At 34.8% G+C, this 26,959-nt stretch carries 19 protein-coding genes; 10 read left to right on the forward strand and 9 right to left on the reverse strand.

What is annotated here, in order from left to right:
- Positions 1-2 precede the first annotated feature (2 nt).
- The 4 genes from ACY191_RS02365 to ACY191_RS02380 form a co-directional block, all read right to left on the reverse strand.
- Entirely contained in the window at positions 3-1,262 is a 1,260-nt protein-coding gene (locus ACY191_RS02365; protein WP_229366680.1) for a galactitol-specific PTS transporter subunit IIC, read from the reverse strand.
- Between the two features lie 100 nt (positions 1,263-1,362).
- The gene (locus tag ACY191_RS02370) at positions 1,363-1,641 is read right to left on the reverse strand and encodes a PTS sugar transporter subunit IIB (protein ID WP_042737911.1); all 279 of its coding nucleotides are present in this window, start codon (positions 1,639-1,641) and stop codon (positions 1,363-1,365) included.
- A gap of 54 nt (positions 1,642-1,695) precedes the next feature.
- On the reverse strand, positions 1,696-2,160 hold the full coding sequence (locus ACY191_RS02375) for a PTS sugar transporter subunit IIA (protein ID WP_042737912.1): 465 nt from the start codon (positions 2,158-2,160) through the stop codon (positions 1,696-1,698).
- A 19-nt stretch (positions 2,161-2,179) separates the two neighbouring features.
- Entirely contained in the window at positions 2,180-4,249 is a 2,070-nt protein-coding gene (locus tag ACY191_RS02380) for a BglG family transcription antiterminator (protein WP_229366679.1), read from the reverse strand.
- 414 nt (positions 4,250-4,663) lie between these two features.
- On the opposite strand from ACY191_RS02380, the gene ACY191_RS02385 reads away from it, so the two are divergent.
- The 3 genes from ACY191_RS02385 to ACY191_RS02395 all read left to right on the forward strand — a co-directional run bounded on the left by ACY191_RS02385 (position 4,664) and on the right by ACY191_RS02395 (position 12,139).
- Positions 4,664-10,072: an Ig-like domain-containing protein gene (locus ACY191_RS02385; protein WP_463269893.1), complete on the forward strand. Its 5,409-nt coding sequence runs from the start codon at positions 4,664-4,666 to the stop codon at positions 10,070-10,072.
- 155 nt (positions 10,073-10,227) lie between these two features.
- Positions 10,228-11,856: a poly(glycerol-phosphate) alpha-glucosyltransferase gene (locus tag ACY191_RS02390; protein WP_042739547.1), complete on the forward strand. Its 1,629-nt coding sequence runs from the start codon at positions 10,228-10,230 to the stop codon at positions 11,854-11,856.
- A gap of 34 nt (positions 11,857-11,890) precedes the next feature.
- Positions 11,891-12,139: a hypothetical protein gene (locus ACY191_RS02395; RefSeq protein ID WP_042739548.1), complete on the forward strand. Its 249-nt coding sequence runs from the start codon at positions 11,891-11,893 to the stop codon at positions 12,137-12,139.
- Between the two features lie 220 nt (positions 12,140-12,359).
- Here the strand turns inward: ACY191_RS02395 and ACY191_RS02400 are convergent, their stop codons facing one another.
- A complete protein-coding gene (locus ACY191_RS02400; RefSeq protein WP_229366677.1) occupies positions 12,360-13,310 on the reverse strand; it encodes a glycosyltransferase family 2 protein in 951 nt (316 codons plus the stop codon).
- A gap of 12 nt (positions 13,311-13,322) precedes the next feature.
- Entirely contained in the window at positions 13,323-15,368 is a 2,046-nt protein-coding gene (locus tag ACY191_RS02405) for a Mur ligase family protein (protein ID WP_229366676.1), read from the reverse strand.
- A 255-nt stretch (positions 15,369-15,623) separates the two neighbouring features.
- Here ACY191_RS02405 and fadH point away from each other — a divergent pair, with 255 nt between their 5' ends.
- From fadH to ACY191_RS02425, 4 genes are all read left to right on the forward strand, one after another.
- Complete coding sequence (fadH, locus tag ACY191_RS02410) at positions 15,624-16,388, forward strand: 2,4-dienoyl-CoA reductase (RefSeq protein WP_042739551.1); 765 nt, start codon at positions 15,624-15,626, stop codon at positions 16,386-16,388.
- A gap of 234 nt (positions 16,389-16,622) precedes the next feature.
- Positions 16,623-19,400, forward strand: coding sequence for a fibrinogen-binding adhesin SdrG C-terminal domain-containing protein (locus ACY191_RS02415; protein WP_463269894.1), 2,778 nt, complete (start codon positions 16,623-16,625; stop codon positions 19,398-19,400).
- A 131-nt stretch (positions 19,401-19,531) separates the two neighbouring features.
- A complete protein-coding gene (locus ACY191_RS02420; RefSeq protein WP_229366674.1) occupies positions 19,532-20,038 on the forward strand; it encodes a YfiT family bacillithiol transferase in 507 nt (168 codons plus the stop codon).
- Between the two features lie 369 nt (positions 20,039-20,407).
- Positions 20,408-21,097, forward strand: a complete 690-nt coding sequence (locus tag ACY191_RS02425; protein WP_229366673.1) for a transglycosylase family protein — start codon at positions 20,408-20,410, stop codon at positions 21,095-21,097.
- Positions 21,098-21,193: 96 nt separating this feature from the next.
- Here ACY191_RS02425 and ACY191_RS02430 read toward each other — a convergent pair whose 3' ends face one another.
- Complete coding sequence (locus tag ACY191_RS02430) at positions 21,194-22,186, reverse strand: YeiH family protein (protein ID WP_229366672.1); 993 nt, start codon at positions 22,184-22,186, stop codon at positions 21,194-21,196.
- 124 nt (positions 22,187-22,310) lie between these two features.
- Here ACY191_RS02430 and ACY191_RS02435 point away from each other — a divergent pair, with 124 nt between their 5' ends.
- Together ACY191_RS02435 and ACY191_RS02440 are read left to right on the forward strand one after the other, a co-directional pair.
- Positions 22,311-23,135, forward strand: a complete 825-nt coding sequence (locus tag ACY191_RS02435; RefSeq protein WP_042739555.1) for a LysR substrate-binding domain-containing protein — start codon at positions 22,311-22,313, stop codon at positions 23,133-23,135.
- Positions 23,136-23,396: 261 nt separating this feature from the next.
- On the forward strand, positions 23,397-23,807 hold the full coding sequence (locus ACY191_RS02440; RefSeq protein WP_229366671.1) for a MerR family transcriptional regulator: 411 nt from the start codon (positions 23,397-23,399) through the stop codon (positions 23,805-23,807).
- Between the two features lie 101 nt (positions 23,808-23,908).
- Here ACY191_RS02440 and ACY191_RS02445 read toward each other — a convergent pair whose 3' ends face one another.
- Complete coding sequence (locus ACY191_RS02445) at positions 23,909-24,886, reverse strand: alpha/beta hydrolase (RefSeq protein ID WP_229366670.1); 978 nt, start codon at positions 24,884-24,886, stop codon at positions 23,909-23,911.
- A 315-nt stretch (positions 24,887-25,201) separates the two neighbouring features.
- Positions 25,202-25,627, reverse strand: a complete 426-nt coding sequence (locus ACY191_RS02450; protein WP_229366669.1) for a MaoC family dehydratase — start codon at positions 25,625-25,627, stop codon at positions 25,202-25,204.
- Positions 25,628-25,850: 223 nt separating this feature from the next.
- Here ACY191_RS02450 and ACY191_RS02455 point away from each other — a divergent pair, with 223 nt between their 5' ends.
- Positions 25,851-26,939 carry a flavin monoamine oxidase family protein gene (locus ACY191_RS02455; protein WP_229366668.1) on the forward strand — a complete coding sequence of 363 codons (1,089 nt, stop codon included), beginning with the start codon at positions 25,851-25,853 and terminating at the stop codon, positions 26,937-26,939.
- The last annotated feature ends 20 nt before the right edge of the window (positions 26,940-26,959 follow it).

Raw genomic sequence — 26,959 nt, forward strand, 5'->3', positions numbered from 1 at the left:
ATTTAATTAAATAAGCTAAAGAACTTGAATATTATATAGTTTAGGATGTTCCCACCTTGGTCTAAACTTGAAATTTGTGAAGAGCCAGATGGCATTTTCACGTTAGTACCATCTGCCATACTTGTGAAAATAGGAGCTATGTCTGTAGCAATATAGAGTGAAATCGCAATCATGATAGCACCGACAATGACAGAGTGAATGATGTTACCTTTTGCAGCACCAACAATAAATGCAACGATAAACGGAATGGTCGCTAAGTCACCAAATGGTAATACTTTATTGCCTGGTAATATAACAGCCAATAATACTGTGACTGGTACTAGAATTAATGCAGTAGCGATCACTGCTGGATGACCTAGTGCAACAGCAGCATCGAGACCAATGTGTATTTCTCTATCTCCAAAGCGTTTGTTTAACCAATTTCGAGCAGATTCAGATACTGGCATAAGCCCTTCCATTAGAATTTTTACCATTCTAGGCATTAACACCATAACCGCTGCCATAGACATACCTAAGTTAATAACTTTACCTGCATCATAACCGGCTAATATACCGATAAGTAATCCGAGTACTAGGCCGACAAATATTGATTCACCAAAGGCTCCGAAACGTTTTTGAATGGTATCTGGATCGGCATGTAATTTATTTAAGCCGGGAATCTTTTGTATACCTTTTACTAAAAAGATACCTGGCACATATGAGATCGTACTACCAGTTGCTATCGAAACACCTGGTAAGTCATAAAATTCACTCATCATTGGTGCAGTCCAGTCTGCTACCTTTAAGCAAACAATTTGGAATATTGCGGCTGCTACTAATGCTTGCCAAATACTACCAGAAATGGCATAAACCATCGCACCACAGAATGTATAATGCCAGAAATTCCAAATATCTACGTTCATTGTTTTCGTCGTTTTAGTAACTAACATGACTATGTTGATAATAATGCCTAAAGGAATGATAAATGCTGCAATCACTGAAGCCCATGCGATAGACGATGTTGCTGGCCAACCTACATCAATAACATGAAGACTTACTCCTAAGTTTTTCACCATAGCTTGAGCTGCAGGACCCAAATTCTTAACGAGTAGGTCGATAACTAAGAATATTCCTACAAATGCAACACCAATCGTTAAGCCGGATCTAAATGCGGCTCCAATTTTTTGTCTGAAAAATAAGCCCAATAAAAATATGACGATTGGGAGTATAACTGTCGCTCCTAAATCGAGAAATGCTTTTATAAAATCTACAAATCCACTCATCTTTACACCATCCTCTTTGGTTTGAAATGACGTGAAGATAAAGACTATAGTAATGCAGTAGATTTTATCTTCACGGATTATTTAAATCGTATTGATCTTGTTAGCTCTTTAAAGCAGCTAAAATTTCTTGCTTAGTATCTTCAACACCAATGCCAGTTAAAAAGTTTCTTGCATTGATAACTGGGAAATCGTATTCTTTTTGAGTCATTGCAGTCGTTACTAATAAATCTGCTGTGTCAACATATGCACCGACTTCAGAAATTTTAATTTGCTTTAGATCTACTTTAATGTTGTGTTCCTTTGCCATTTCCTCAATTGCGTTATTGACTACAGTTGACGTTGCAATACCTGCACCACATGCTACTAATACTTGTTTCATAATAAATTCCTCCTGATTTGCGTACATCATACGCTATTTTAATTTTTGATATATTTAGTCACTTAATTCTGATTTGATTAATGTCACAATATCTTGCTCGTTTTTTGCGTTGACTAGTGTGGTTAATGTTTGTTGATTTTGAAAAATACCCATTAATTTTTGTAATAAGGATAACTGCGCTGCCTCTTTATCCATAGCAAGCATGAAAATTAACTTTACCTCGGTTGTTTCCTCTAACTCTCCCATGATGACAAATGGCACGGTATCCTTCAGTACAGCTATGCCAATCGATTTATCATTTACATGTTGAATGTCTGTATGTGGTATTGCTACAGCATAGGGTACAGTTGGTAAACCAGTAGCAAAGGATTTTTCTCTTTCTATAATGGCGTTTGGATAAGATGACTTTACGTCACCGTTGTCATACATTAAATTAGATAACTTCTTTAATGCTTCTTCACTTTGACTGGCTTCTAAATCAATGATGATATTAGCGGCATCAATCTTTATATCTTGCATCATAGTCATCACCTCTCTATCAATCTATATTTGAAAAACTGTGTATTATTTCAGTCACAGCTTTTTTAGTACTAGAATTTAAAATTTGTTCAATACTTGTCTGATCTTGTGCCAAATCACGAAGTTGTAATAATGGACGTAAATGCTTGAATTTATCAGTTGCTGCAATCACAACAAAGATATGAACCTCATGATTCGTGCTGAGTTTGATAGGCTCTTCTAATATCAACATGCTCATACAGGTTCGATGAACATTACTTTTGTTTTCAGCATGAGGAATAGCAATGCTTTGATTAATGACCATATAAGTATCATCAAAGCTTTCTATCATCTGTTTGATATAACTTGGATCTACATAACCGTATTCAATTAATGGAGAAGCGGTTAACTGTATTGCTTCGTTAACATCGTCGACATGTGGCATAAATTGGATATGCTTATGTGTGATTAAATCTTCTAAATTTATCAAGTTATTTATTGAAACAGATGAGGCATTAATTGATGAATAGGTATTCATTTCGTTAAATTGCGCCTTCATATCATCGATAAGTGCAGATTCATCATGAATCTCAGTGTGTTTTCTAATAGTAGATAACAATCGATCGATTTGAACGTCGGTCTCAAATGAATTATTGAGTTGCCCTAAAACATGTTGCCGTAGTTCTTGCTTTTCTCGAGTTGTTAACATGGCTTTTGTAATATGCAATTTTTTATCAGTGTCGATATGCATTGGAGAAAATACAATGTCAAAATCTAATGCATAATGGTTAAATTCACGTAAAGATAAAGCATCAAGGAAAATAAATTCAGGAAATACATTACGCAACTCTTGTAACATCAATTGGGAGATTGAAGTACCTTGAGTACAAACTACAACCGCCTTTACTTTGCTATCAATATCTTCATCTTGGTTTCTAAGTGTCCCACCAATCAATATGGTCAGATAGGCAATTTCATTATCCGGAATAGGTTGCTTTAATATCGCTTCCATAGGTTTTGATGAAATTTTTACAAGATGAAACAATTCTTTATAATCCTCTTTCAGATTATTCTGTAAACTATCGATATCAGAAAGTGAATATTTGATTCTGTAAAATGCTGGCTTCATATGCAACATTAGACGATTAATGAGACCTTGTTTGTCTTCGAAAGTGATAAATGTAAGTTTTTCAAATTGAGCTATCATTTCTTGTAATGCATTTTTTAAATCTGGCAAATAGGCTGCATCATTTACATCCGACCACTGTACGCTTGTAGACAATAATTGTAAGGTGATAAATAACTTTTCTTGCCTTGGAATATCATGTTGTTCTGAAATGAGAATTTCTGTAGCTTGATATTCTTCTGTATCCGAAAGTGCCTCATATTCTATAGAGAATGGGTGAACCACTTTGTTATGTTGGATTCGATTAATGATCAAAAACAGTTTGTAACGCAATGTTGCAGTACTTTGATCGATAAATTTATTTTCCAAATATTGTTCAATCTTACTTATTTGCTCATCAATTGTTACCAAATCGTTTTCAGATAAATTAAGGCACTTTAGAATCATTTCTTTAGAAATATTTAATTGAAACACTTTGTCAATAAGTGCAGTAAGTAAATTCCTAAGTTCGAATTCCTGCCCTTTTAAGTAATAACCATCCTGCCTAGTATATTTCAGTTCAATATTATAGGAAGTGAGTAGTTGCTTTGTTCGTTTCAAATCATTGAGAACTGTGTTTTTGCTAACTTGTAAATCTATTGAAAAATGATTTAACGAAAGTAATTCATCTTCTCTAAATAGTATTAATAAAATGAGATAAGCACGTTGTTCAGAAGTGTAAAAGTGGTCCTCGTTTGTAGACTTAATTGTTGTGGGGACATTAATCCACTGTTTTACCTTTTCATCTACGATAAAAAAACCTTGGCTCGTACGTTCAATTTCAGGATAATCTTGTTCAATTAACCAATCGTTTATCTTTTGTATGCGATAACCAAGTTGTCTCCGAGAAATATTAAATTTTTGTTCTAATTCTTTGCCTTTAACATTCGGATTATTGGCCATTTCAGTTATAAGGCTTAAATTTTCGGATTGAATATTCGACACCTCCTACGTTGTGATTGGTTTAAATTTAGCACAGGTCATCCAAGAGTTGTACAAGTGTTAGGCACAAAAGAATGCGGAGTTAATGTACATTATTGTGATGAATGTAATTAGAAGTTGGTATATAAAGGTTTAGGTAATAAATATTGTAATTATAAAATATCTAATATTCGCTATAATTTTTTAAGTTTAATATTGAAATTATTTATTTCATCCAAAATATAAGATGTGGAATTGTATACAATTACAATTAATTTTAAAGAGAATGTTAAACTAATGTAAATAAATGTTAGTTACTATTTTAATTTTTTTCTATTATTCTAAATTTAGATTGCGCAAAATTTAGTTTGATGATATCTTATTCTCAAAGGGTAATTATTCTTTTTAAAACAAGTGATTAGGGAGGATTTTTGATAAGTGAGAAAGTCGAAAAGATATGATTTTTTGCCGAACATCAATAACAAATACTCAATTCGAAAATTTACAGTAGGGACAGCATCAATTTTAGTTGGTGCAACACTAATCTTTGGCGCAGCGCATGATGAAGCGAAAGCAGCTGAAGATGCTAAAACAGAAGAAGGAGCTACAAGTAGCTCAAACGAATCTGATCAGCCTTCTTCTGAAACAGCAAACACAGGGGTAGAAACTACAGAACAAGCAACAGCTGAACAACCAACAACAGAAGAGTCAAGTACTGAAGAAAGTACAAAAGAAGAAGCAACGACAGAAGCACCAAGTACTGAAGAAAGCGCAAAAGAAGAAGTAACAACAGAAACACCAAGTACTGAAGAAAGTACAAAAGAAGAAGCAACAACAGAAGCACCAAGTACTGAAGAAAGCACAAAAGAAGAAACAACAACAGAAGCACCAAGTACTGAAGAAAGCACAAAAGAAGAAACAACAACAGAAGCACCAAGTACTGAAGAAAGCACAAAAGAAGAAACAACAACAGAAGCACCAAGTACTGAAGAAAGTACAAAAGAAGAAACAACAACAGAAGCACCAAGTACTGAAGAAAGTACAAAAGAAGAAGTAACAACAGAAGCACCAAAAGCTGAAGAAAGTACAAAAGAAGAAGTAACAACAGAAGCACCAGCTTCACAAAAAACTACTGCAGACAGTGTAAATGTAACTTCAAATGATGCTGATATCACAAAGGTTACTGACGAAAAATCAGCAGTAGAATATTATGCACAAGCTGCTAATGTATCAGAAAGTGATGCAGAACAAGCAGTTAGCAATTTGAACTTAGATTCAGACAACTTAACTTCACAAGAATTACAATTTGCATTGATTAATCAATTAGCTAACGCGCAAGATGCAAATACTACATTAGCAACTGCTGCTAGAGTTGCTCCTCAAAATGAAGAAGCAATTACATTAGCTGCAAATGACCAAATGACAACATTAGCTACAACTAATAATTCACAAATTATTGAAGCAGATGCAATAGCGAATGGTTACATTAATTCAGCAACTGACGCTACAAATGCTGCAAATACTTTGTCAGGTCGTGCATGGATTGTAGATAAAGGGACACCTTCTACAATGTCTAACGGTTTAACAGCAGTGCCAGAAGGTACTAATGTTTACTTACAATGGATTGATAAAGACGGTGCAGTATCACCAACTTATGTAGCTAAAACGACTAACCAATTAAGTGATTTAGACGGTTCTCAAGTAGGCCCAGGTGCATATGCATTTGACTTAAGAGATGGATGGACAGATGCTTACGGTACACATCATTTATATACTGCTAATGATGGACAATATTACCGTTTATGGATTGAAGATTTCCAAACAGCAAATGGTAATACGGCGACTATGATTCGTCAAGCTGGTGGATTCTTCCCAGGTTCATATGTTAACTCTGTGACAAGCTCAAACTTAGGACAATTCCCATTAATTGGTGTCAACATGCAACGTACAGGTATCTATATGGGTATTGAACCTGAAGGTGGATACATGACGACTGACCGTTCAGAGTGGATTCATGATACAGAAGGTCCATTAAGCGCGCCATCAGTATCATTAAGTGCGAAAAACAGTATTTCAGGTCAAGTTTGGTTCGAGACAGGTGCTGGGGATAGAGCAAACTCAGGTACTGGACCAAATAATAATATCGATGATCCAGAAGCAGCTGGTTATACAGTTGTAATGTCATCATTAACTGCAGAAGGTGCGCAAGCATATAAAGATCAAGTTGAGAGCTTACCAGAATCAGAAAGAGCAGATGCTGCAAAAACATTATTAACTGATCATCCGGAATATATTTCAGCTACAGTTTATGGTGAAACTGATGAAGATGGTAGATATACATTACGTTTCCCATCAGGTACTTTGGATGACGATTACATCTATGGTTATGTTATGAATCCAGATGGTGAAGTAGTAAGTTCATACTCATCATATACTAGTCCTGAATTTAGAAAACCAAATAGTAATTTATCATGGACACCACAAACAGCTCCAGCGCAAAACTTAGTTCAAAATCCAATGTGGTATAACGTGAACTTTGCATTAGTACCTACAACTGATTTAGGTATTGAAATTATAGATTTCAATAATACTGATAAACCAGCAATTGCTGGCGACGAAGTTCATATTGATTTAACAGGTACAAAATTATCACCATTACCAACACACATTGAGTGGAGAGATAAAGATGGTAATGTTGTTCAACAAACTGGCGATATCACATCACTTGAAGATGGGGAACAACAAGCTACATTTGTAGTACCAGATACTGCTCAAGAAGGTGACATTTACACTGCCGTTATCGTTTCAGGTGGTAATGATGTTGCAGCAGATTCTTTCGTAGTAAAAGTATTAGAAACACGTAACTACGATCCAACAACAACAGGTGTAGAAAAACCATATGGTGAAGCAACAACTTCAGACGATGTAACAGGTGCAGTAACAGTTCCTGGATATCCAACAGATGGACAACAACCAACAATCACAGTGGATGATCCAACACAATTACCAGATGGCACAACACCAGGTACATCACAAGTAGATGTAACAGTAACATATCCAGATGGCTCAACAGATCACATCCAAGTACCAGTAACAGTGGGTGAACAAGCAGATAATGATGCTTATGAACCAACATCACCAGGTGTAGAAAAACCATACGGTGAAGCTACTACTTCAGAAGATGTGACAGGATCAGTAACAGTTCCTGGATACCCAGCGGATGAAGAACAACCAACAATCACAGTGGATGATCCAACACAATTACCAGATGGCACAACACCAGGTACATCACAAGTAGATGTAACGGTAACATATCCAGATGGCACAACAGATCATATCCAAGTACCAGTAACAGTGGGTGAACAAGCAGATAATGATGCTTATGAACCAACATCACCAGGTGTAGAAAAACCATACGGTGAAGCAACAACTTCAGACGATGTGACAGGATCAGTAACAGTTCCTGGATACCCAGCGGATGAAGAACAACCAACAATTACAGTGGATGATCCAACACAATTACCAGATGGCACAACACCAGGTACATCACAAGTAGATGTAACGGTAACATATCCAGATGGCACAACAGATCACATCCAAGTGCCAGTAACAGTGGGAGCAGATACAGTAGCACCAGATGCACCAACAGTGAATGTTCCAGAAGCAGGAGCAGATACAGTAACTGGAACAGGAGATGAACCAGGAAATACAATCACTGTAACATTCCCAGATGGCACAACAGGAACAGGAACAGTAGGTGAAGATGGAAGCTGGAGTGTAGAGGTACCAGAAGGTACAGAATTAAATAACGGTGATGAAGTCACAGCAGTTGAAACAGACGACGCAGGCAATGTATCAAACGAAGGTACAGCAACAGTTGTGGATACAACAGCACCAGAAGCACCAACAGTGAATGTCCCAGAAGCAGGAGCAGATACAGTAACTGGAACAGGAGATGAACCAGGAAATACAATCACTGTAACATTCCCAGATGGCACAACAGGAACAGGAACAGTAGGTGAAGATGGAAGCTGGAGCGTAGACGTACCAGAAGGTACAGAATTAAATAATGGTGATGAAGTCACAGCAGTTGAAACAGACGACGCAGGTAATGTATCAGACGAAGGTACAGCAACGGTTGTAGACACAACAGCACCAGAAGCACCAACAGTAAACGTCCCAGAAGCAGGATCAGATACAGTAACTGGAACTGGAAGTGAACCTGGAAATACAATTACTGTAACATTCCCAGATGGCACAACAGGAACAGGTACAGTCGGTGAAGATGGAAGCTGGAGCGTAGACGTACCAGAAGGTACAGAATTAAATAATGGTGATGAAGTCACAGCAGTTGAAACAGATGACGCAGGTAATGTATCAGACGAAGGATCAGCAATAGTTGTTGATGATAGTGACGCAGATGCCGATGCTGATGCAGACTCTGACTCAGACGCAGACAGTGACTCAGATGCAGACTCTGACTCAGACGCAGACAGTGACTCAGATGCAGACTCTGACTCAGACGCAGACAGTGACTCAGATGCGGACTCTGATTCAGATGCGGACAGCGACTCAGATGCAGACTCTGACTCAGATGCAGACAGTGACTCAGATGCGGACTCAGATTCAGATGCGGACAGTGACTCAGACGCAGACAGTGACTCAGATGCGGACGCTGATTCAGATGCGGACTCAGATTCAGATGCGGACAGTGACTCAGATGCGGACTCTGACTCAGACGCAGACAGTGACTCAGATGCAGACTCAGATTCAGATGCGGACTCTGACTCAGATGCGGACAGCGACTCAGATGCAGACTCAGATTCAGATGCAGACTCAGATTCAGACGCAGACAGTGACTCAGATGCAGACTCAGATTCAGATGCGGACGCTGATGCAGATTCAGACGCAGATAGTGACTCAGATGCGGATGCTGATGCAGATTCAGACGCAGATAGTGACTCAGACGCGGACGCTGATGCAGATTCAGACGCAGATAGTGACTCAGACGCGGATGCTGATGCAGATTCAGACGCAGATAGTGACTCAGACGCGGATGCTGATGCAGATTCAGACGCGGATGCTGATGCAGATTCAGACGCAGATAGCGACTCAGATGCGGATGCTGATGCAGATTCAGACGCAGATAGTGACTCAGACGCGGATGCTGATGCAGATTCAGACGCAGACAGTGACTCAGATGCAGACTCAGATTCAGATGCGGACGCTGATGCAGATTCAGACGCAGATAGTGACTCAGATGCGGATGCGGATGCAGATTCAGACGCAGATAGTGACTCAGACGCGGACGCTGATGCAGATTCAGACGCAGATAGCGACTCAGATGCGGACGCTGATGCAGATTCAGACGCAGATAGTGACTCAGACGCGGATGCTGATGCAGATTCAGACGCAGATAGTGACTCAGATGCTGATGCAGATTCAGACGCAGATAGCGACTCAGATGCGGATGCTGATGCAGATTCAGACGCAGATAGTGACTCAGACGCGGATGCTGATGCAGATTCAGACGCAGATAGTGACTCAGACGCGGATGCAGATTCAGACGCAGACAACGAATCAAATGCAAATACAGGTAGCGATGTAGATGCAAATAGTGGTTCAAATACAGACATGAATTCTAATAATAATTCAAATAGCGATACTACTTCTAATGACAATAGCCAAAATAATGATCAACAAGATAATGGAAAACAAGATAGCAAATCTTTACCTGATACAGGTGAAACGACTAACCAAAACGGTACTATCTTCGGTTCATTATTCGCAGCACTTGGTTCATTATTATTGTTCAGAAGACGTAATAAAAAGAATGAAGACAAATAATAATTATTATTAATGTTAGGCCGGGCCTTAAGGTCCGGCTTATTTTTTGAAATAAGCAAATAAATTTGTGTTATATTATATACATAATAAATTGTTTGAAACTTAAAAGGTTAATTCATAAATAGATTATACATTTAATTGTGGAAGGTTAATAAATGAATATTGAAAGTAGGATAAAAAAACTTGTAAATCACATTGAGAAGTCTCAAATCTCATTTCAATATGCTTTTTTAAGTTTAGGAAAGCCAAACATTAAAGCGAATGTAAAGTTGCTTAAAAATCCAAGGTATTTAGAACGAGATATCTTAAAACAATGTCAAAAATTCTATAAAAAATCTGGAGAACAAGCAAAATGGGTCAAAGTAGATTTAGTAACTGAAACTGAAAATATATTATTTGATCAAGTCGTTCATCATCTCATTGAGCGACGTAGAAATTATATTGATTATGGTATTGCGCTCGATAAATTTTGGAATCTGACATTTTTACCGGAAGAAATTAATGTTAATGCTTTTGTTCGTCCATCGAAAAAAGTAAAAGGTGAATTTATTTTGTCAGAGGATAATATCAACAATTATTTAAGAAAATATACAAATCAAAAGAAAGCATTCACAATAGACTCTTATCAAGGTAAAGAGATAACAAAGTTTTATACTCAAGGCTTTATTCTAGATGAAAATGACGTTTTTGAACTAGGTGATAGAGGACTAACTAGGGGCTTAAGAAAAGTTGATAATCTACATACAGAAATTGATAAATTGATTGATCGCAGCGTAGATTTTTTAAATGGTATGATGCAAGAAAATGGTAAGTACATCTATGGTTATTTCCCGCATTTTGACAAAAATATAAATTTCTACAATAACTTACGTCACTCTTCATCTACTTATGCATTAATTGAAGGTTTAACTTATTTAAATAAGGATGTTAAAACAGCGGAAAAGGCAATAGAGTATTTAATGCGTCATTATCTATATGAGAAGGATAATGCAGGATATATTTTTGATGATACTAATGATATGAATGAGATAAAATTAGGCCAAAATGCAGCCTTTATCTTTGCTATATGTGAATATCTAAAAGTTAACCCGGGAAATAAATCATATTTAAGTGCTGCACAAAGTGTCGCAAAAGGTATATTTAATATGATTAATCAAAATACTGGTGAAACGGTGCACGTATTAAACTATCCTGAGTTAACAGTTAAAGAAGCAAACCGTATTGTATACTATGACGGGGAAGCAGCATTGGCATTATTACGTTTGTATCAAATTGACCAAAATCCACAATGGTTAGAAACAGTGAAATTATTATTTGAACATTTTATCGCAAATGACTACTGGAAATATCATGATCACTGGTTAGGCTATTGTACAAATGAATTAGTTCAAATTGAACCTGCAGAGAAATATTACCGTTTTGGTATACAAAACGTAAGTGGTTATTTAGATTATATGCAACAGCGTGAGACGACATATCCTACATTCTTGGAAATGCTTATGGCAACATACCATTTAGTTAAAAAGGCAAAAGAAACTGGGTATAATCATATTGTAGAAGAATTACTAGATGAAGAAAAATTTATGAAAACAATTCACATTCGAGCTGATTATGAAAGAACTGGTTTCTTCTATCCAGAAATTGGCATGTACTTTAAAAATCCTGCTAGAATATTAAATAGTTTCTTCATCAAACACCATGGATATCGTGTGCGTATTGATGATATAGAGCACTATGTATCTGGTTATGTACAATATCAAAAGGCATTTAAACCTTCTAATTAAAATTAAGTAATAATTCGATTTTGAGGATGATAGTATGACTGAAAACAATAAACATACAGATGAGCTAAAACAATCAAATCATGAAAAAAGTGAAACAAATGAGCCTGAAAAAAGCGCAATAGACAAAGAGATTGAAGCAGAATTACTCCAGTATTTAGAGGATAGAAAGCAAGGCAAAGCAGAAGAAAAGCCAGAAAAAAAGAAGTATAAGACATTAATGTTTATAGCTCCGCTTGTGATTGCGGCAATTTATATTTACAAATATATTGGTCATCTTTTTTAATGAAAATGTATTATGCATTTGTTAAAGTTTAATACTTATTATGACTGAAAGTAATAAAAATAATTTTTTTTAGAATAAAGCAATACACCTTAATTATAAGATTTATTAATAAAAAGAGAGTTCATCCGTAAATATTGTGGATGAACTCTTTTTTTGAAATCGGATATAATTTTTTAAGTAATATGACTTTAGGTTATTTGGTAATGTGAAAATGGTATTGTTAATTAGCAATGTCATATTTACCTAAGAATAAGTCTTCAATAAACTCGATTGTATTATCATCTACATATTGATTTCTAAGCACTTTTAATAGTGTTGGTTTAGTGTGATTGAAAAAGCGTACGGGTGCGTGTTTCCCTCTTTTTATCATATTTGTATAGCGATTTAAAAATATTGTTAAGTAATTGATTTTTTGTTCATTTGATAATTGTGTTCGACTTTTTACGAAATCATAAACAGCAATATATATTTTGACTGCATCTCTTGGAGGCGTCTTTGTATTTGTTAATGCGACTTCGTCTTGTTGTTCATAAAAGTAATAATTTTTTTCATAACCTAATATAGAAATAGAATTAACTACACTATAAACCTGCATTAAGAACCAATTATCTTCTCTAACGCGAATGTTTTCAGGAAATCTTATACGATGTTGTTCTATAATATCGCGTTTAATTAATTTACCAATAACGTTTAAACTATTATATAATTTTGTATCTTCAAATTTAAGATTACTTATTGTAGAGGGAGAGTAGAATGCCGACCGACTTAATGGTCTGTTACTATTTTTAGCTCTAAAGTATGGTAAGCAAACCATATCATCTTGAGATTTATTTGCTGTGGCTATGGCATCGGCTAATGAATACTCTGTAATATAATCATCTGAGTCAATGAAGAGTATCCATTTACCTTTAGCAATATCAAGGGCCTTATTTCTCGGAACTGAAGCGCCGCCAGAATTAACATCGCTTTCTAGAATAATTAAATTAGGAAGCTGATTAACAAAGGTTTTCGCAACGTCTAATGAATTATCTGTAGATTTATCATCTGAAATGATAACCTCAACACGATTCATATCAAAAGATTGTAAAGAAAGATTATGTAACAACCGTTGTATACCATTTGCCCTATTATACAACGGTATAATAATAGAAATTTCTATAGTGCTAGTCATTGTTAAACCTCCTTAAAATTTAATTTTTGCTTTTAGTTCTTCTAAATCTGTATATGAAGTAAAGATAATTGTTTGTTCAGCACCTCTAATAAAGCCACTTTTATAATTTAAACCAAGAATGAACATATTGTTAAATTTAAACAAATCATATTTATAGGCCTTGTATAATTTAAATAAATCTAAAACAGAGTAACATTGACGTTCTTTCACTCGGAATCTACCGGTTAAATTGATTGCGATAGAATTAGAAAGGTCAAATTTTGAAATCAATGCTTCAGTATAACGTTTACGATTAGCAAAGTTTTTAAATAAGTAATCTACCAGTTCATATGTTTCAGAAGGGTGTGGTGATAAGGTCATGCTTTCTAGTAATGTAAACAAATCAGTTTGTTTGCCAGTATAATGTTTATCATTATTTGTAACCCATTCTTGCATCGTAATCGTCTCATTATCTAATTTATCGTCCATGGCCTTGAGGTAATATAATAATGGTCCCATACCTTCGATAGTTTGCGACTGTTCCACGTTGTGTGAACTTATGATGTCGTTAGTTTTATTATCAATAATCATATAGCTCTGACCAAGATGGCTCATTTCTTCAAAAATATCACCAAAATTATCGGCAAGTTCAAAATGCGTTAAACGTTGTGGCAATGCCTTAGCTATTTCTGGGAATTCAGTACCACCACTTGAAGATTTCAGTAATGCAAGTGAATCTTCATTACAAAGATGCATTAAATCATTCATTAATAAGTCTTTATTTGGATACCATGTGATATGTTTATTTCGAATTTTGTTTACAACTGGGCGTAAGTCATTATCTAAACAAAGTATGTAATCTGCATTAGAATGAGTTAAAACATCTACTAATTCTGCGTGAACTTCGGCAGATTTGTGCCCCAAGTCATTTATTTTACCTAAGGCGATAATTTTATTGCCCGTAAAAAATTGAGTTTGACTATTAAATGCATGTATTGCATTAATCATGGCAGGTAATGATGCATTGTGAGTATCATCAATTAGTGTGACATTATGAGATAATGTTTTGATTGGTTTCATAGCTAAGATTTTTGAAAATGGCTTAAATGATTCTACATATTCAGAATTAATAGGTAAATGTAATTCTTTAAGTGTTAAAAAGGCAGCTAATGCATTTGAAACCATTCCCTCACTGATCGTGTTCAATTTATATTTCTCTATACCTTGTATTTCATCTAATCCTAGTTCAATGTATCCTTTATGGTATTGAATGAATTCAGGAGAAAAATCTGAATCCGCAGTATGTTCTTTATGGTAAGTAAGTACATTTTGCGTGGATTCTAATGCTTTATCCTTTAAATAATCTGCAAACATTGTTTCCCCATTAATAATAGCGATACCGTTGTGATTTAATCCTTTGAAAATACGCGCTTTTAATTCAGCAATTTGTTCTAACGATTGGAAAGTAGAGAAATGAGCAGCTCCAATACCCGTTACGATTGCAATATCTGGTCGTAAATAAATTGCAGTATTTTCTTTATTATTAATTGCATTCAAAGAAGTTTCAATAACTGCATAATCTGGGTTTTTAATTAGCTTTAACATATTAGCGTAAATTGCGGCTCTTATATTATTGTTTCCTCGATTTTCTAATACATGATAATCTTGTAGTAATGAACTAATTAACATTCTGGTTGAACTTTTGCCCATAGATCCAGTTATTGCAATGACTGGGTTATGGAATTGATTTCGAATATGAATGGCTAAAGTTTTGAGCGCTTTAACAGAATCGTCCACAATTAATTGTGGCACGTTATGTTCCATACCTTCTACATAATTTTCAGTAATAATTAATCCAATATTTCCATTAGACTTATCGATTAAGTCATTACCTTCAGGGGCATTCTTGCTTCTGCCTAATTCCTTAGCCCATGTCACTTTATTAGGTGAAAAATAGGCTGTATTTTTACTTTTTACAAAACCATATATAGTTTCAAAATCATTGATGATATGATTTTCTTGACCAACTGCATCCATCAATCTACCTTTTACTATTTCTGCGATTTCCTTTACATACATTGAATAATTGAACCTCCATTTGTATATTACTTAAATTATACAATAAAACATTGTAGTAAGTATAAAAAATATTTAAAACAAACGCACACAATTTATTTATGTATTACTTTACCTGATTATGAGTAAATGTTTTTATTTTTCAAACGATTTAATACCTTTAAAAAGGGTACGTGAGTACCAAAATAGTATTAAGTCACATATTTTTGTAAGCGTTTACTTAAGTGGCGTGATTTATGAGAGATGGGGGAATATCTTATGGAAGATAAGGTAATGATTGTAACAGGTGGCAGCAGTGGCATGGGGAAAGCAATGGCGAAGAAATTTGCGGAAGAAGGAGCGAAAGTAGTTATTACCGGACGTTCGCTTGAAAAGCTAGAGCAAACTAAATTAGAAATAGAAAAATTTGATGGCCAAATATTATGTATTGATATGGATGTAAGAGATCCTGAACGTGTTCAATATACTGTTGATAAAACATTAAAACAATTTGGTCAAATAGATGGTTTGGTAAATAATGCAGCAGGAAACTTTATTTGTCCGGCAGAAGATTTATCTAAAAATGCATGGAACTCAGTAGTAGATATAGTATTAAATGGAACTTGGTATTGCACACAAGCCGTGGGAAAAGTATGGATAGAAAATAATTATCCTGGAAGAATACTGAACATGGTAGCTACATATGCATGGGGTGCAGGACCAGGTGTTGTGCATTCTGCTAGTGCAAAAGCAGGTGTATTAGCTATGACGAGAACATTAGCTGTTGAATGGGGATCAAAATATGGTATTTGTGTCAATGCAATTGCACCAGGGCCAATAGAAAATACAGGTGGTGCTAAAAGGCTAACACTTTCAGAAGATGCTAGACAACAAACGTTAGAAAGCGTACCAATTGGACGAATGGGCCAAGTAGATGAAATAGCCAATTTAGCATACTTTTTATTCTCAGAACATGCGAGTTATATTAATGGTGAGTGTATTACAATGGACGGTGGTCAATGGTTAAACAAAAATCCATTTTAAATAATAGATAAATTAAATAATATATTTATAAACAGAACCACACCTGATTTTGCAGTTGTGGTTCTTTTGTTTTTGTATAAGTGTAATAAGATTTTTAAAATGAAAACAAATAAAATTTATATTGCCTTACAACATTATAATACTAAATTCTAGAAAAACAAATTTTTTATTGTAAGAAGTCTTTTAATTTTAGAATTATGTTGTATAATCATATTTGGAAAAGGAGGAGATCTTTTGAATAAAAAATACGGATTCATTCCAAACAGGTTAAATAAATATTCAATTCGTCGTTTTACAGTAGGGACAGCATCTATTTTAGTTGGAGCAACACTTTTATTTGGTCTAGGACAAGAAGCTAAAGCAGATGAAATTACAGATAGCAACAACGATAAACAATCTACACAAGCAAATTCGAACAATGATACAGCAAATACGACTACAACTAATACTGCTGCAGTAACAGAAGAAAAAGCAGTAGCACCAAGTGAAACTGAAGCAACAGAAGAAAAAGCAGTAGCATCAAATGAAACTAAAGCAACAGAAGAAAAAGCAGTAGCACCAAGTAAAACTGAAGCAACAGAAGAAAAAGCAGTAGCACCAAAAGAAACTGAAGTAACAGAAGAAAAAACAGTAGCATCAAGTGAAGCTAAAACAACAGAAGCACCGAAAACAAATAAAAATTTAGCAACTACTACAAGCTTAAGAAGTGCAGAACCAACTAATCAAGTAATGGCAGCAGAAGCTGTAGGCACTAATGTTAATGATAAAGTAAACGTCGATAACTTTACCTTTGATTCAAAAGATCTCTATCCAAATAACAGCGGATATTCAAATATGAATGCTACATTTAAGGTAGAAGGGACAGTTAGAGAAGGCGACTACTTCACATTTGTATTGCCTCATAATCTAACAGCTGATGGTGATATTGATTATTCAAATTTGAATAATACAATGGTTTTACCAAAAATAACAAATGCTAATGGCGATGTATTAGCGACTGGAACATATAATACAGAAACTAAAGTGGGTACATATACATTCACAAGTTATGTTAATGATAAAGAAAATATCAGTGGCTACTATGCTTTGCCAATTTTTACAGATAGAAAAAACACGCCTGAAAGTGGTAATTACGACTTAACTTTTGATATGGCAGGAGAAACTTACAATTCTAATATCAATATTAATTATGGTAATCCAGTTCAAGGACAACCAGGAAGTTATGGCGCAAATGTAACATCATTTATTACTGAAATTGATACAAAATCAGGTGCAAACGAGTATCAACAAACGATTTATGTTAATCCAAAAGGAAATTACATCTACAATACTAATGTCACGCTACAAGGTTATCATGATGATCCAACACAAAGTAGTACGTTATTAAACAGAGATGCTACACAATTTAAAATTTATGAAGTAGTTGACGCATCAAAATTGACAGATAGTTATTATATCGATCCAAATAGTTCTAATTATATAGATGTAACAAATGATGTTTTACCGTATGTACGAGATAATGGTGATAACACTATTACATTTAACTTTGGAAACATCAATAAAACGTATGTAATTGTAGTTGATGGTCATTATGACGACAGTGGAAAAAATGTTAAGACGCGTGTAATAGAAACAAATACAGATTACTATGGAAACTCTAGAAGTTCATATTATTGGGATAATGAAAATATAGTTAAGAATGGTTCTGCTGGTGGAGATGGCGAAAGTGATGCTGACGCAGATGCAGATGCAGATTCAGACTCCGATGCGGACAGCGATTCAGACGCGGACAGTGACTCGGATGCAGATGCCGACAGCGATTCAGACGCGGACAGTGACTCAGACGCTGACTCAGATTCAGACGCAGATAGTGATGCAGACGCGGACAGTGACTCGGATGCCGACAGCGATTCAGATGCGGACTCAGATGCAGATGCCGACAGTGATTCTGATGCAGACAGTGACTCGGATGCAGATGCCGATGCAGACTCAGATGCCGACAGCGATTCCGACGCGGACAGTGACTCAGATGCAGATGCGGACTCAGATTCAGACGCAGACAGTGATGCAGATGCGGATAGTGACTCAGATGCCGACAGTGATGCAGATGCGGATAGTGACTCAGATGCCGACAGTGATGCAGACGCAGACAGTGATTCAGACGCAGACAGCGATTCAGATGCGGATAGTGATTCAGACGCAGACAGTGATTCGGATGCAGACTCTGACTCAGATGCGGACAGTGACTCCGATGCCGACAGCGATTCAGACGCGGACAGTGACTCAGATGCAGATGCGGACAGCGATTCGGATGCAGACTCTGATTCAGATGCAGACAGCGACTCAGACGCGGACAGTGACTCAGATGCCGACTCAGACTCAGATGCGGACAGTGATTCAGATGCAGATAGTGACTCGGATGCAGATGCAGACAGCGATTCAGACGCAGACAGTGATTCTGATGCCGATAGTGATTCAGACGCGGACAGTGACTCCGACGCAGACAGTGATTCGGATGCAGACTCAGATGCGGACAGTGACTCAGATGCGGATGCAGACTCAGATGCGGACAGTGACTCAGATGCCGACTCTGACTCAGACGCAGACAGTGATTCTGATGCCGATAGTGATTCAGACGCAGACAGTGATTCGGATGCAGACTCAGATGCGGACAGTGACTCAGATGCGGACTCAGATTCAGATGCGGACAGTGACTCAGATGCAGACTCTGACTCAGATGCGGACAGTGATTCCGATGCAGATTCTGATTCAGACGCGGACAGTGACTCTGATGCCGACTCAGATTCAGATGCAGATTCTGACTCAGATGCCGACTCAGACTCAGACGCGGACAGTGATTCCGACGCGGACAGTGACTCAGATTCTGATAAAGAATTACCAGATACTGGTGAAGATAAGAATAATAATGCTACTTTATTTGGATCTCTATTCGCAGCATTTGGTTCATTATTATTGTTTAGAAGAAGAAAAACTAACAAAGAAAATGAATAATAAAGTACTTAAACTGGACCATTATGGTCCAGTTTTTTTATTAAAATTGTAATCAATATCATTAAATGTATATAATTGATGTATGTAGGGAAGACAATAATAACAGCGAATAAGTGTGAGGGGTGTTTATAATGGATGTCAGATTTCCAATAGGTGCATTAGAATTACCAGATAAAATTACATTACGCCATATAGATGAATGGTTAAATGAAATAGAACATTATATAGAAGATTTACGAGCAACCGTAATAGATTTAGATGAAGATGCTTTACAGAAAAAGTATCGTGAAGGAAGTTGGAATGTAAGAGAACTAGTGCATCACATAGCTGATTCACAATTAAATATGTATCAAAGATTAAAGCTGGCATTAACAGATGATAATCCTAAAGTAGTACCATTTAATCAAGATGAATGGATACAAACTAAAGATAATGACTTGCCGGTTCAAATATCTGTGCAGTTATTAGATGGTTTAAATAAAAGAATTGTAGCAGTTGGTAGAACGTTAAAAGAACAACAAATTAATAGAACTTTTTCATTAATTGGAGAAGGACCAATATCAGTTGGTGAAACAATTGCGAAATTATCATGGCATCAATCTCATCATTTAGCACATATCAAAATTGCATTATCATAGATAAATTAAGATACCATTTCTAAAAAGAGATGGTATTTTTAATTATTCATTTTTATATAGTGGAATATTATTTCTATTGAAAATTCCGTACTTTCATATTAGTTTTTTAAAAAAGTAAAAGAAGATTATTTTATTTACATATTACACAAATATTACAATGCACTATCCTAGAATGTAAGCAATTAGAGTTGGCATGAAAGTATTTTGAACTTTATTTGCTGTGTAGTTGAGGAAATTTTATGTAATTAGGATGTAAACTTGTGCCTGTTTTTTTCACCTCACTGTAACCTACGACCCTTTTATAGATGTTAGAGTGTAACTAGCAAATTAATCAAATAACTAATTACCTTATAGGAGGAATTTTTGAAAATGAAAAAAACATTAATCGCATCAACATTAGCAGTAGGTCTTGGAGTAACAGGAGTAGCAGCAGGAAACTCAGCGGACGCTGCTGAACAAGGAATTAATAAAGCAGAATTAGCACAATTAGCTCAATCAAATCCACAACAATTAAATGAATCTCCAATTCAAGAAGGTTCATATAACTATAACTTTACGCAAGACGGTGTAAACTATAACTTTAAATCAGACGGTGAAAACTTTACATGGAGTTACGGTGAAGGTTCAGGAGATAGCTCAAATACATCAGATCAAGCAGCACAAACTCAACAACCGCAACAAGAAGCAGCTCCACAAACTGAACAAACTCAACAACCACAACAAGAAGCAACTACACAACAATCATCAACTCAACAAGAAGCAACTACACAACAACAATCAACAAATAATTCAAGTAGTGAAGAATCAACTGGTTCATCAGTAAATGTAAATTCTCATTTACAACAAATTGCTCAACGTGAATCAGGTGGAGACTTAAAAGCTGTTAACCCATCAACAGGTGCAGCAGGTAAGTATCAATTCTTACAAAGTACTTGGGATTCAGTAGCACCTGCACAATATCAAGGTGTATCTCCAACAGAAGCACCTGAATCAGTACAAGATGCAGCAGCAGTTAAATTATATAACACAGCTGGTGCTTCACAATGGGTAACTGCATAATAATATAAAATATTTTAATATAAATCCCCTTGAACTCAATTAGAGTCAAGGGGATTTTTTTGGAAATTGTGATTTAAGAGGGAAGGGATAGTGCGTTTAATAAATAATGTTAACAAGTAAAAATGTAAATACTGATAAACAAATAGATGTAATAATGATAGCAATCAAAGGTTTGAATGCCCGGTGTCTTAAATCTTTTAAAGAAACATTAAGGCCTAATGCTACCATTGCCATAAGTAAACAAATAGTAGTTAGAAAGTTAACAACGTTCATGATTTCCGTTGGAATATTTATATAGGTGTTTATGATTGCCATTAGTATAAAACCGATTAAAAAATACGGTGTGTCAATACGCTGAGCATGATTAGTAGATTTATCTTTCACTTTCATTATAATAATCAAGATAATACTCACAGGAACTAGTAAGAATACGCGGCCTAATTTTCCTAATAAACCTATTTTTAAAGCAGTTTCACCAGAAAAATCAGCTGCTAAAATCACATGTGCAATTTCATGTAGACTTACACCAGACCACGCACCATAGATTTGTGGGGATATTGAAAATAGAGAATATATTAAGGTGTAACCTAATGAAAAAACAGTACCAATTAAGGCTATAATACCAATGCTGATTGCAGTGTCTTCTTCTTTGGATTTAAGAATTGGTGCAACTGCTGCGATTGCTGCTGCACCGCATATTCCAGTTCCAATACCTAAAAGTAAAGTAAGACTCCGGTCACCTTTGATAAGGCGATTAATTAATAGAATAAATACAATACTCAATATAATCACACCACAATCTATGATTAATAAATGACTGCCGTTGCCAATTATGTCATTTATATTTAGCTTTAAACCATATAAAATAATCGCTAATTTTAATAATCGTTTGGAAGAAAAGGTAATGCCAGAACGGTATGTTTCTGGATAACCTTTAAAATGTCGATAGGCGATAGCGATTAAAATGGCAATTGATAAAGCACCAACATTATTCAGTAATGGTAACTGAGCACACAATAAACTAATAACTGTGATAATCAATGTGAATAGTAGTCCTAAATAAAATGATTTATTATTAATAGATTTCATTTGAATGCGCCTCCTTAATAAAAAGTCTAGCACCATATATCTATAACGTTAAATATATATTATGTATGTTGCTTATAACAAAAGTGTTATAATATATCTGGAATATAGCGATAGAGGTGAGACTATGGATCCATATAAAGTGTTAACAGAAGTAGTGAAAGCACAGAGTTTCACTAAAGCAGCAGAAAATTTATATACTTCACAACCATCAATTAGTAGAGATATCAAACGTTTAGAAAAAAGATATGATATAAAAATATTTGAGTTTAATCATAGTAAGATGAATCTGACTAATGATGGTAGAAAAATTTTTCGATATGCATTAAATCGTGAACAACTGGAAGCGGAACTTTGGCATGATTTAAAGGACCAACCGAATAAAGTGGCAGGAGAATTAACTGTTGGTAGTAGTTACACCTATGGTGAATATAAGCTGTCGCAGCATTTAACAGATTTAGCTTCACAATATCCTGATTTACATATACATGTAAGGTTAGATAATTCTGAAACAATGATTGAAAATATAAAAAATAATACAATTGATTTAGGTATAGTAGAAAAAGAAATTCAAGATCACATGATAAATAGCACGCGCATTGCCAAGGATGAAATGGTACTTATACGTAATCAATCTAAACCATCAAATCGTAATACATGCTTTATTAGAGAAAGAGGTTCAGGTACAAGAGTGTACCAAGAAATTGGTTTGTCTGAATTGGGATTAAAACCATATTTAGTAGAAATTAATAATACGACATTGATCAAGCACATGGTTCATGCGGGGAATGGTTTTGCAATAGTTTCAAAATCCACGTTAACTCCTACAGATTATCAAGTATTAGATATAACACCGCTCAATATAGAACGTTATTTTTATTTGTTAACTCATAAAAATAAATATATCGACATGAATTTAGAAATTTTAATTGATAATTTACAGCATGGTTAATATCTATGAAATATCATAAATGATTTTAAAAGTTACGTATAAAAGTTCGAAATAAAGAGATTATTAGTTCCTAATATAGAGATAATAACTAGTTGTTATCTTGTATAAATTCATTAGGAATCAAAAGTCATAATGATTGACTTGGAGTGTACTCTAAGGAGTATGATAACGATAAATAAAAACAATTTATAATTTGAAGCATGTATAGATGGTAAGATTGATGAAATCTTTAGGTTACATGAATAAAGAGGTAATAAAAATATGATGATATCAGAAGTTAGTAAAAGAATGAATATTAGTGTTGATACGTTACGTTATTACGAAAAAATTGGAATTATACCTAAAATTAGACGCAATGCTAATGGTATTCGGAATTATAGCCAAGATGATTTAAATTGGGTTAAATTAGCAAAATGTATGAGACAGTCCGGATTATCAATAGATGCATTATCTAAGTATATTGAATTATATCATCAAGGTGAGGAAACAAAGGATACACGGAGAGATATATTATATAAAGAAAGAGAAATTTTATTGGAAAATATAGAAGAAATGCAAGAAACTTTAACATTATTAAATACAAAAATAGCTATGTATGATAATGAAAATGTTCGTTTTATTAAAACATCTAAAAATAATAACAAGAACATAAATAAAGTGAATGAACGATAATAACATATAAGTAGTTTATAATAGAATTGACAATACTTTAGCAATCATATACAAAAAAGGTAGACGCTACATTAATTTGTGGCATCTACCTTTTCTTATATTTATAAATATTTATTGAGGAATGATTCTATACTGTTAAATGGTATTTTATCTAAATTATCATATAAATCGGTGTGAACGGCATCAGGAACAATCATCAATGATTTGTTGTCACCTGTTAAGTTACTATATGCAGTTTCACTGAAATATCTTGAGTGAGCATTATCACCGTGAACTAACAAAACAGCACTATTAATTTCATTACTATAGTCTAGTAAGTGAGAATTTAAGAATGATAAAGGCATGGTAATGTTCCAACCATTATTAGAGTTTAGTGAACGAGAATGGTAACCACGATCTGTCTTATAATAATCATGATAGCCACTTACAAATTCTGGTGCATCATTTGGTAAAGGATCCACAACACCACCATCTACGGCATATGAACTATTAACAAAATCAGTGATACGTTGTTGATTTAAAGAATGACGTTTCTTGTCTCGTTGTGCTGCACTATCTTCCTCATCAAAGTAACCATTGGCATTTACACGCGTCATATCATACATAGTTGAAGTGACAGTAGCTTTAATACGTGTATCAATAGCAGCAGCACTCAATGCCATACCGCCCCAACCACAAATGCCGATAATACCAATTCTGTTTGGATCGACTTTATCGTGAACGGATAAGAAGTCTACAGCAGCTTGGAAATCTTCAGTATTGATATCTGGAGAAGCTACATTGCGTGGCGAACCAGTGCTTTCTCCAGTGTAAGAGGGATCGAAAGCTATAGAAAGAAACCCTCTTTCAGCCATAGTCTGTGCATATAGACCTGAAGCTTGTTCTTTTACAGCACCAAATGGACCACTGACTGCAATCGCTGGTAATTTATCTGAAGTTATATGCTGCGGTTCATATAAATCGGCAGCAATCGTAATACCAAATCGATTTATAAATGTAACTTTTGTATGATTTACTTTCGTACTTTTTGGAAAAATTTTATCCCAATCCTGTGTTAATTCTGTATTCTCATTTTTCATATCTATAAACATCCTTTCTTAAATGTCCATGTAAATAGAGTTATTGAATATCCTACAATTTATACTTGTAATAATAAGGGAAGAGAATTGATATGTTAAATGCTTATATTGTAATTGCAGATATGCTTAAAAGGCATTGGCAAACGAATTATAAACGCTGTTTATAACAAATAATCAATGATAGTTTAATTATAAAAATGTATCAGTGGATTGTAATGAAATGTAGTATTATCCAGAAATAAGTTTGAAAGTAAATAAAAGACCTAACCATACATTATTTTACATGGCTAAGTCTATAATTTATTGAGTGAAATATTAATTACTTACAAGTGCTGTTAATTCAGCTTTAAAAACGATTATATCATGTTGATTAAATGTAGTTAACAGTACGGTTAACAGACCGTTTTCTTTCTTTATAGAATGTTTGTGTGTAACTTCAGCAACGACGCGTAAAGTATCATTCGGATATACTGGCTTGGAGAATTTAACATGATTCATCTGTGTCCCAGCTACTACCTCTTCGCCATATTTACCAGTTTCTACCCATAATTTAAAGGATAAGGACATCGTATGCATACCCGATGCGATAATTCCATTAAATCGTCCCTCAGATGCTTTGTTTTTATCAATATGCATATATTGTGGATCAAATTCATGTGCAAATTTTATAATTTCTTCTTCACTAAGTTGATAACTTTTAGTATTAAAGGTATCACCAATTGAAAAATCATCGAATTTCATATGTATACTCTCTTTCTAATATATTTCTGTAACCTAACGTACTATCTATAGTTATACACTTAAAATGAACGACCTTTCAATTTATACGATTGATAGTGCAAACTGATAGATTAAAAATAGATATCTTTAGTAATTATCAAAGTTTTATATTCATAAAGAAGAATAAGTAGTAGAATATAAAACAAGTAATTATTAGAATTTTCAAAAAAAGAGAGGTTTATATATGCATGTATTGATTGTAGGTAGTGGTATCAGTGGTTTGAGATTAGCGCATTTATTATCCGATACTGATGTGACATTTAATATAATTGAAGCACGAGATAGAATTGGTGGTCGGGTATTAACAGAAACACCTTCTAACGAAAATTATTTTGATTTAGGACCAACATGGTTTTGGCCTGAAAAGGAACCTAAAATTGTTGATTTGATAGAAGAATTACAATTATCGACGATAGAGCAATATAATAATGGGCAAAGTTTGTTAGAGTTGAGTGACAATAATCCTGTAAAGTTTATTAAAGCAACTGAGGTTAACAGTTATTGTAAACGAATTGAAGGTGGCGTGAATGCTTTGGTACAAGCAATTTACCAGCGCATACCAACAATCAATATTGACCTTAATACGCGTGCTACTGCTATAAAACGAAATGAGGATCAGACATTTACTGTAACAGCAGTAAACAATCGCACAGAAGACGAGCGAACTTATGATGCTGATGCGGTCGTATTTACTTTACCGCCAAGATTACTATTTGAGAATATTGACTTTACACCTGAGTTACCAGAAACAGTTAAGGTTGATTTATTAAATAAGCCAACATGGATGGGGGCTCAGGCGAAAGCGGTTGTTACATATAATCAACCATTTTGGAGAAAGGACGAACTATCTGGTAATGTTATAAGTTGGCAAGGTCCACTGCGTGAAATTTATGACGTAACCACACCTAATGGAGATAGTGCCTTATTTGGATTTTTTGGTTTAGCACCAGCTGATCGAAAGAGAGAAACATTAGCAAGCATTGAGGATAAAGTAGTCAATCAATTAGTGAGATTGTTCGGTGAAGAAGCGCGAGACTATAAAGCATTTTATTATAAAGATTGGTCGCAGGATGACTATACGGTAACGCCAGGTGACACATTAAATATTGAAAGCTTTCCTACTTATGGGCAGCCACCTGCATACATAGATAATGTATACTTTGCTGGTACAGAATATGATGCAAAAAATGGAGGTCATCTTGAAGGTGCACTCGCCTCAGCTGAACAGACATTTAACAATTTAACACATCAAAGTATGACAAAAGAAAGATAATTTTAAACGACCTATATGAA

Source organism: Staphylococcus sp. TCBT05, assembly GCF_055179755.1.

What these genes read in the sequence shown, in the direction of transcription:
- ACY191_RS02400 (WP_229366677.1), bottom strand. Translation starts at nt 13,310, where the DNA reads ATGACTAGCACTATAGAAATTTCTATTATTATACCGTTGTATAATAGG.
- fadH (WP_042739551.1), top strand. Translation starts at nt 15,624, where the DNA reads ATGGAAGATAAGGTAATGATTGTAACAGGTGGCAGCAGTGGCATGGGG.
- ACY191_RS02440 (WP_229366671.1), top strand. Translation starts at nt 23,397, where the DNA reads ATGATGATATCAGAAGTTAGTAAAAGAATGAATATTAGTGTTGATACG.
- ACY191_RS02365 (WP_229366680.1), bottom strand. Translation starts at nt 1,262, where the DNA reads ATGAGTGGATTTGTAGATTTTATAAAAGCATTTCTCGATTTAGGAGCG.
- ACY191_RS02395 (WP_042739548.1), top strand. Translation starts at nt 11,891, where the DNA reads ATGACTGAAAACAATAAACATACAGATGAGCTAAAACAATCAAATCAT.
- ACY191_RS02430 (WP_229366672.1), bottom strand. Translation starts at nt 22,186, where the DNA reads ATGAAATCTATTAATAATAAATCATTTTATTTAGGACTACTATTCACA.
- ACY191_RS02390 (WP_042739547.1), top strand. Translation starts at nt 10,228, where the DNA reads ATGAATATTGAAAGTAGGATAAAAAAACTTGTAAATCACATTGAGAAG.
- ACY191_RS02435 (WP_042739555.1), top strand. Translation starts at nt 22,311, where the DNA reads ATGGATCCATATAAAGTGTTAACAGAAGTAGTGAAAGCACAGAGTTTC.
- ACY191_RS02370 (WP_042737911.1), bottom strand. Translation starts at nt 1,641, where the DNA reads ATGAAACAAGTATTAGTAGCATGTGGTGCAGGTATTGCAACGTCAACT.
- ACY191_RS02375 (WP_042737912.1), bottom strand. Translation starts at nt 2,160, where the DNA reads ATGCAAGATATAAAGATTGATGCCGCTAATATCATCATTGATTTAGAA.
- ACY191_RS02425 (WP_229366673.1), top strand. Translation starts at nt 20,408, where the DNA reads ATGAAAAAAACATTAATCGCATCAACATTAGCAGTAGGTCTTGGAGTA.
- ACY191_RS02420 (WP_229366674.1), top strand. Translation starts at nt 19,532, where the DNA reads ATGGATGTCAGATTTCCAATAGGTGCATTAGAATTACCAGATAAAATT.
- ACY191_RS02455 (WP_229366668.1), top strand. Translation starts at nt 25,851, where the DNA reads ATGCATGTATTGATTGTAGGTAGTGGTATCAGTGGTTTGAGATTAGCG.
- ACY191_RS02405 (WP_229366676.1), bottom strand. Translation starts at nt 15,368, where the DNA reads ATGTATGTAAAGGAAATCGCAGAAATAGTAAAAGGTAGATTGATGGAT.
- ACY191_RS02450 (WP_229366669.1), bottom strand. Translation starts at nt 25,627, where the DNA reads ATGAAATTCGATGATTTTTCAATTGGTGATACCTTTAATACTAAAAGT.
- ACY191_RS02445 (WP_229366670.1), bottom strand. Translation starts at nt 24,886, where the DNA reads ATGAAAAATGAGAATACAGAATTAACACAGGATTGGGATAAAATTTTT.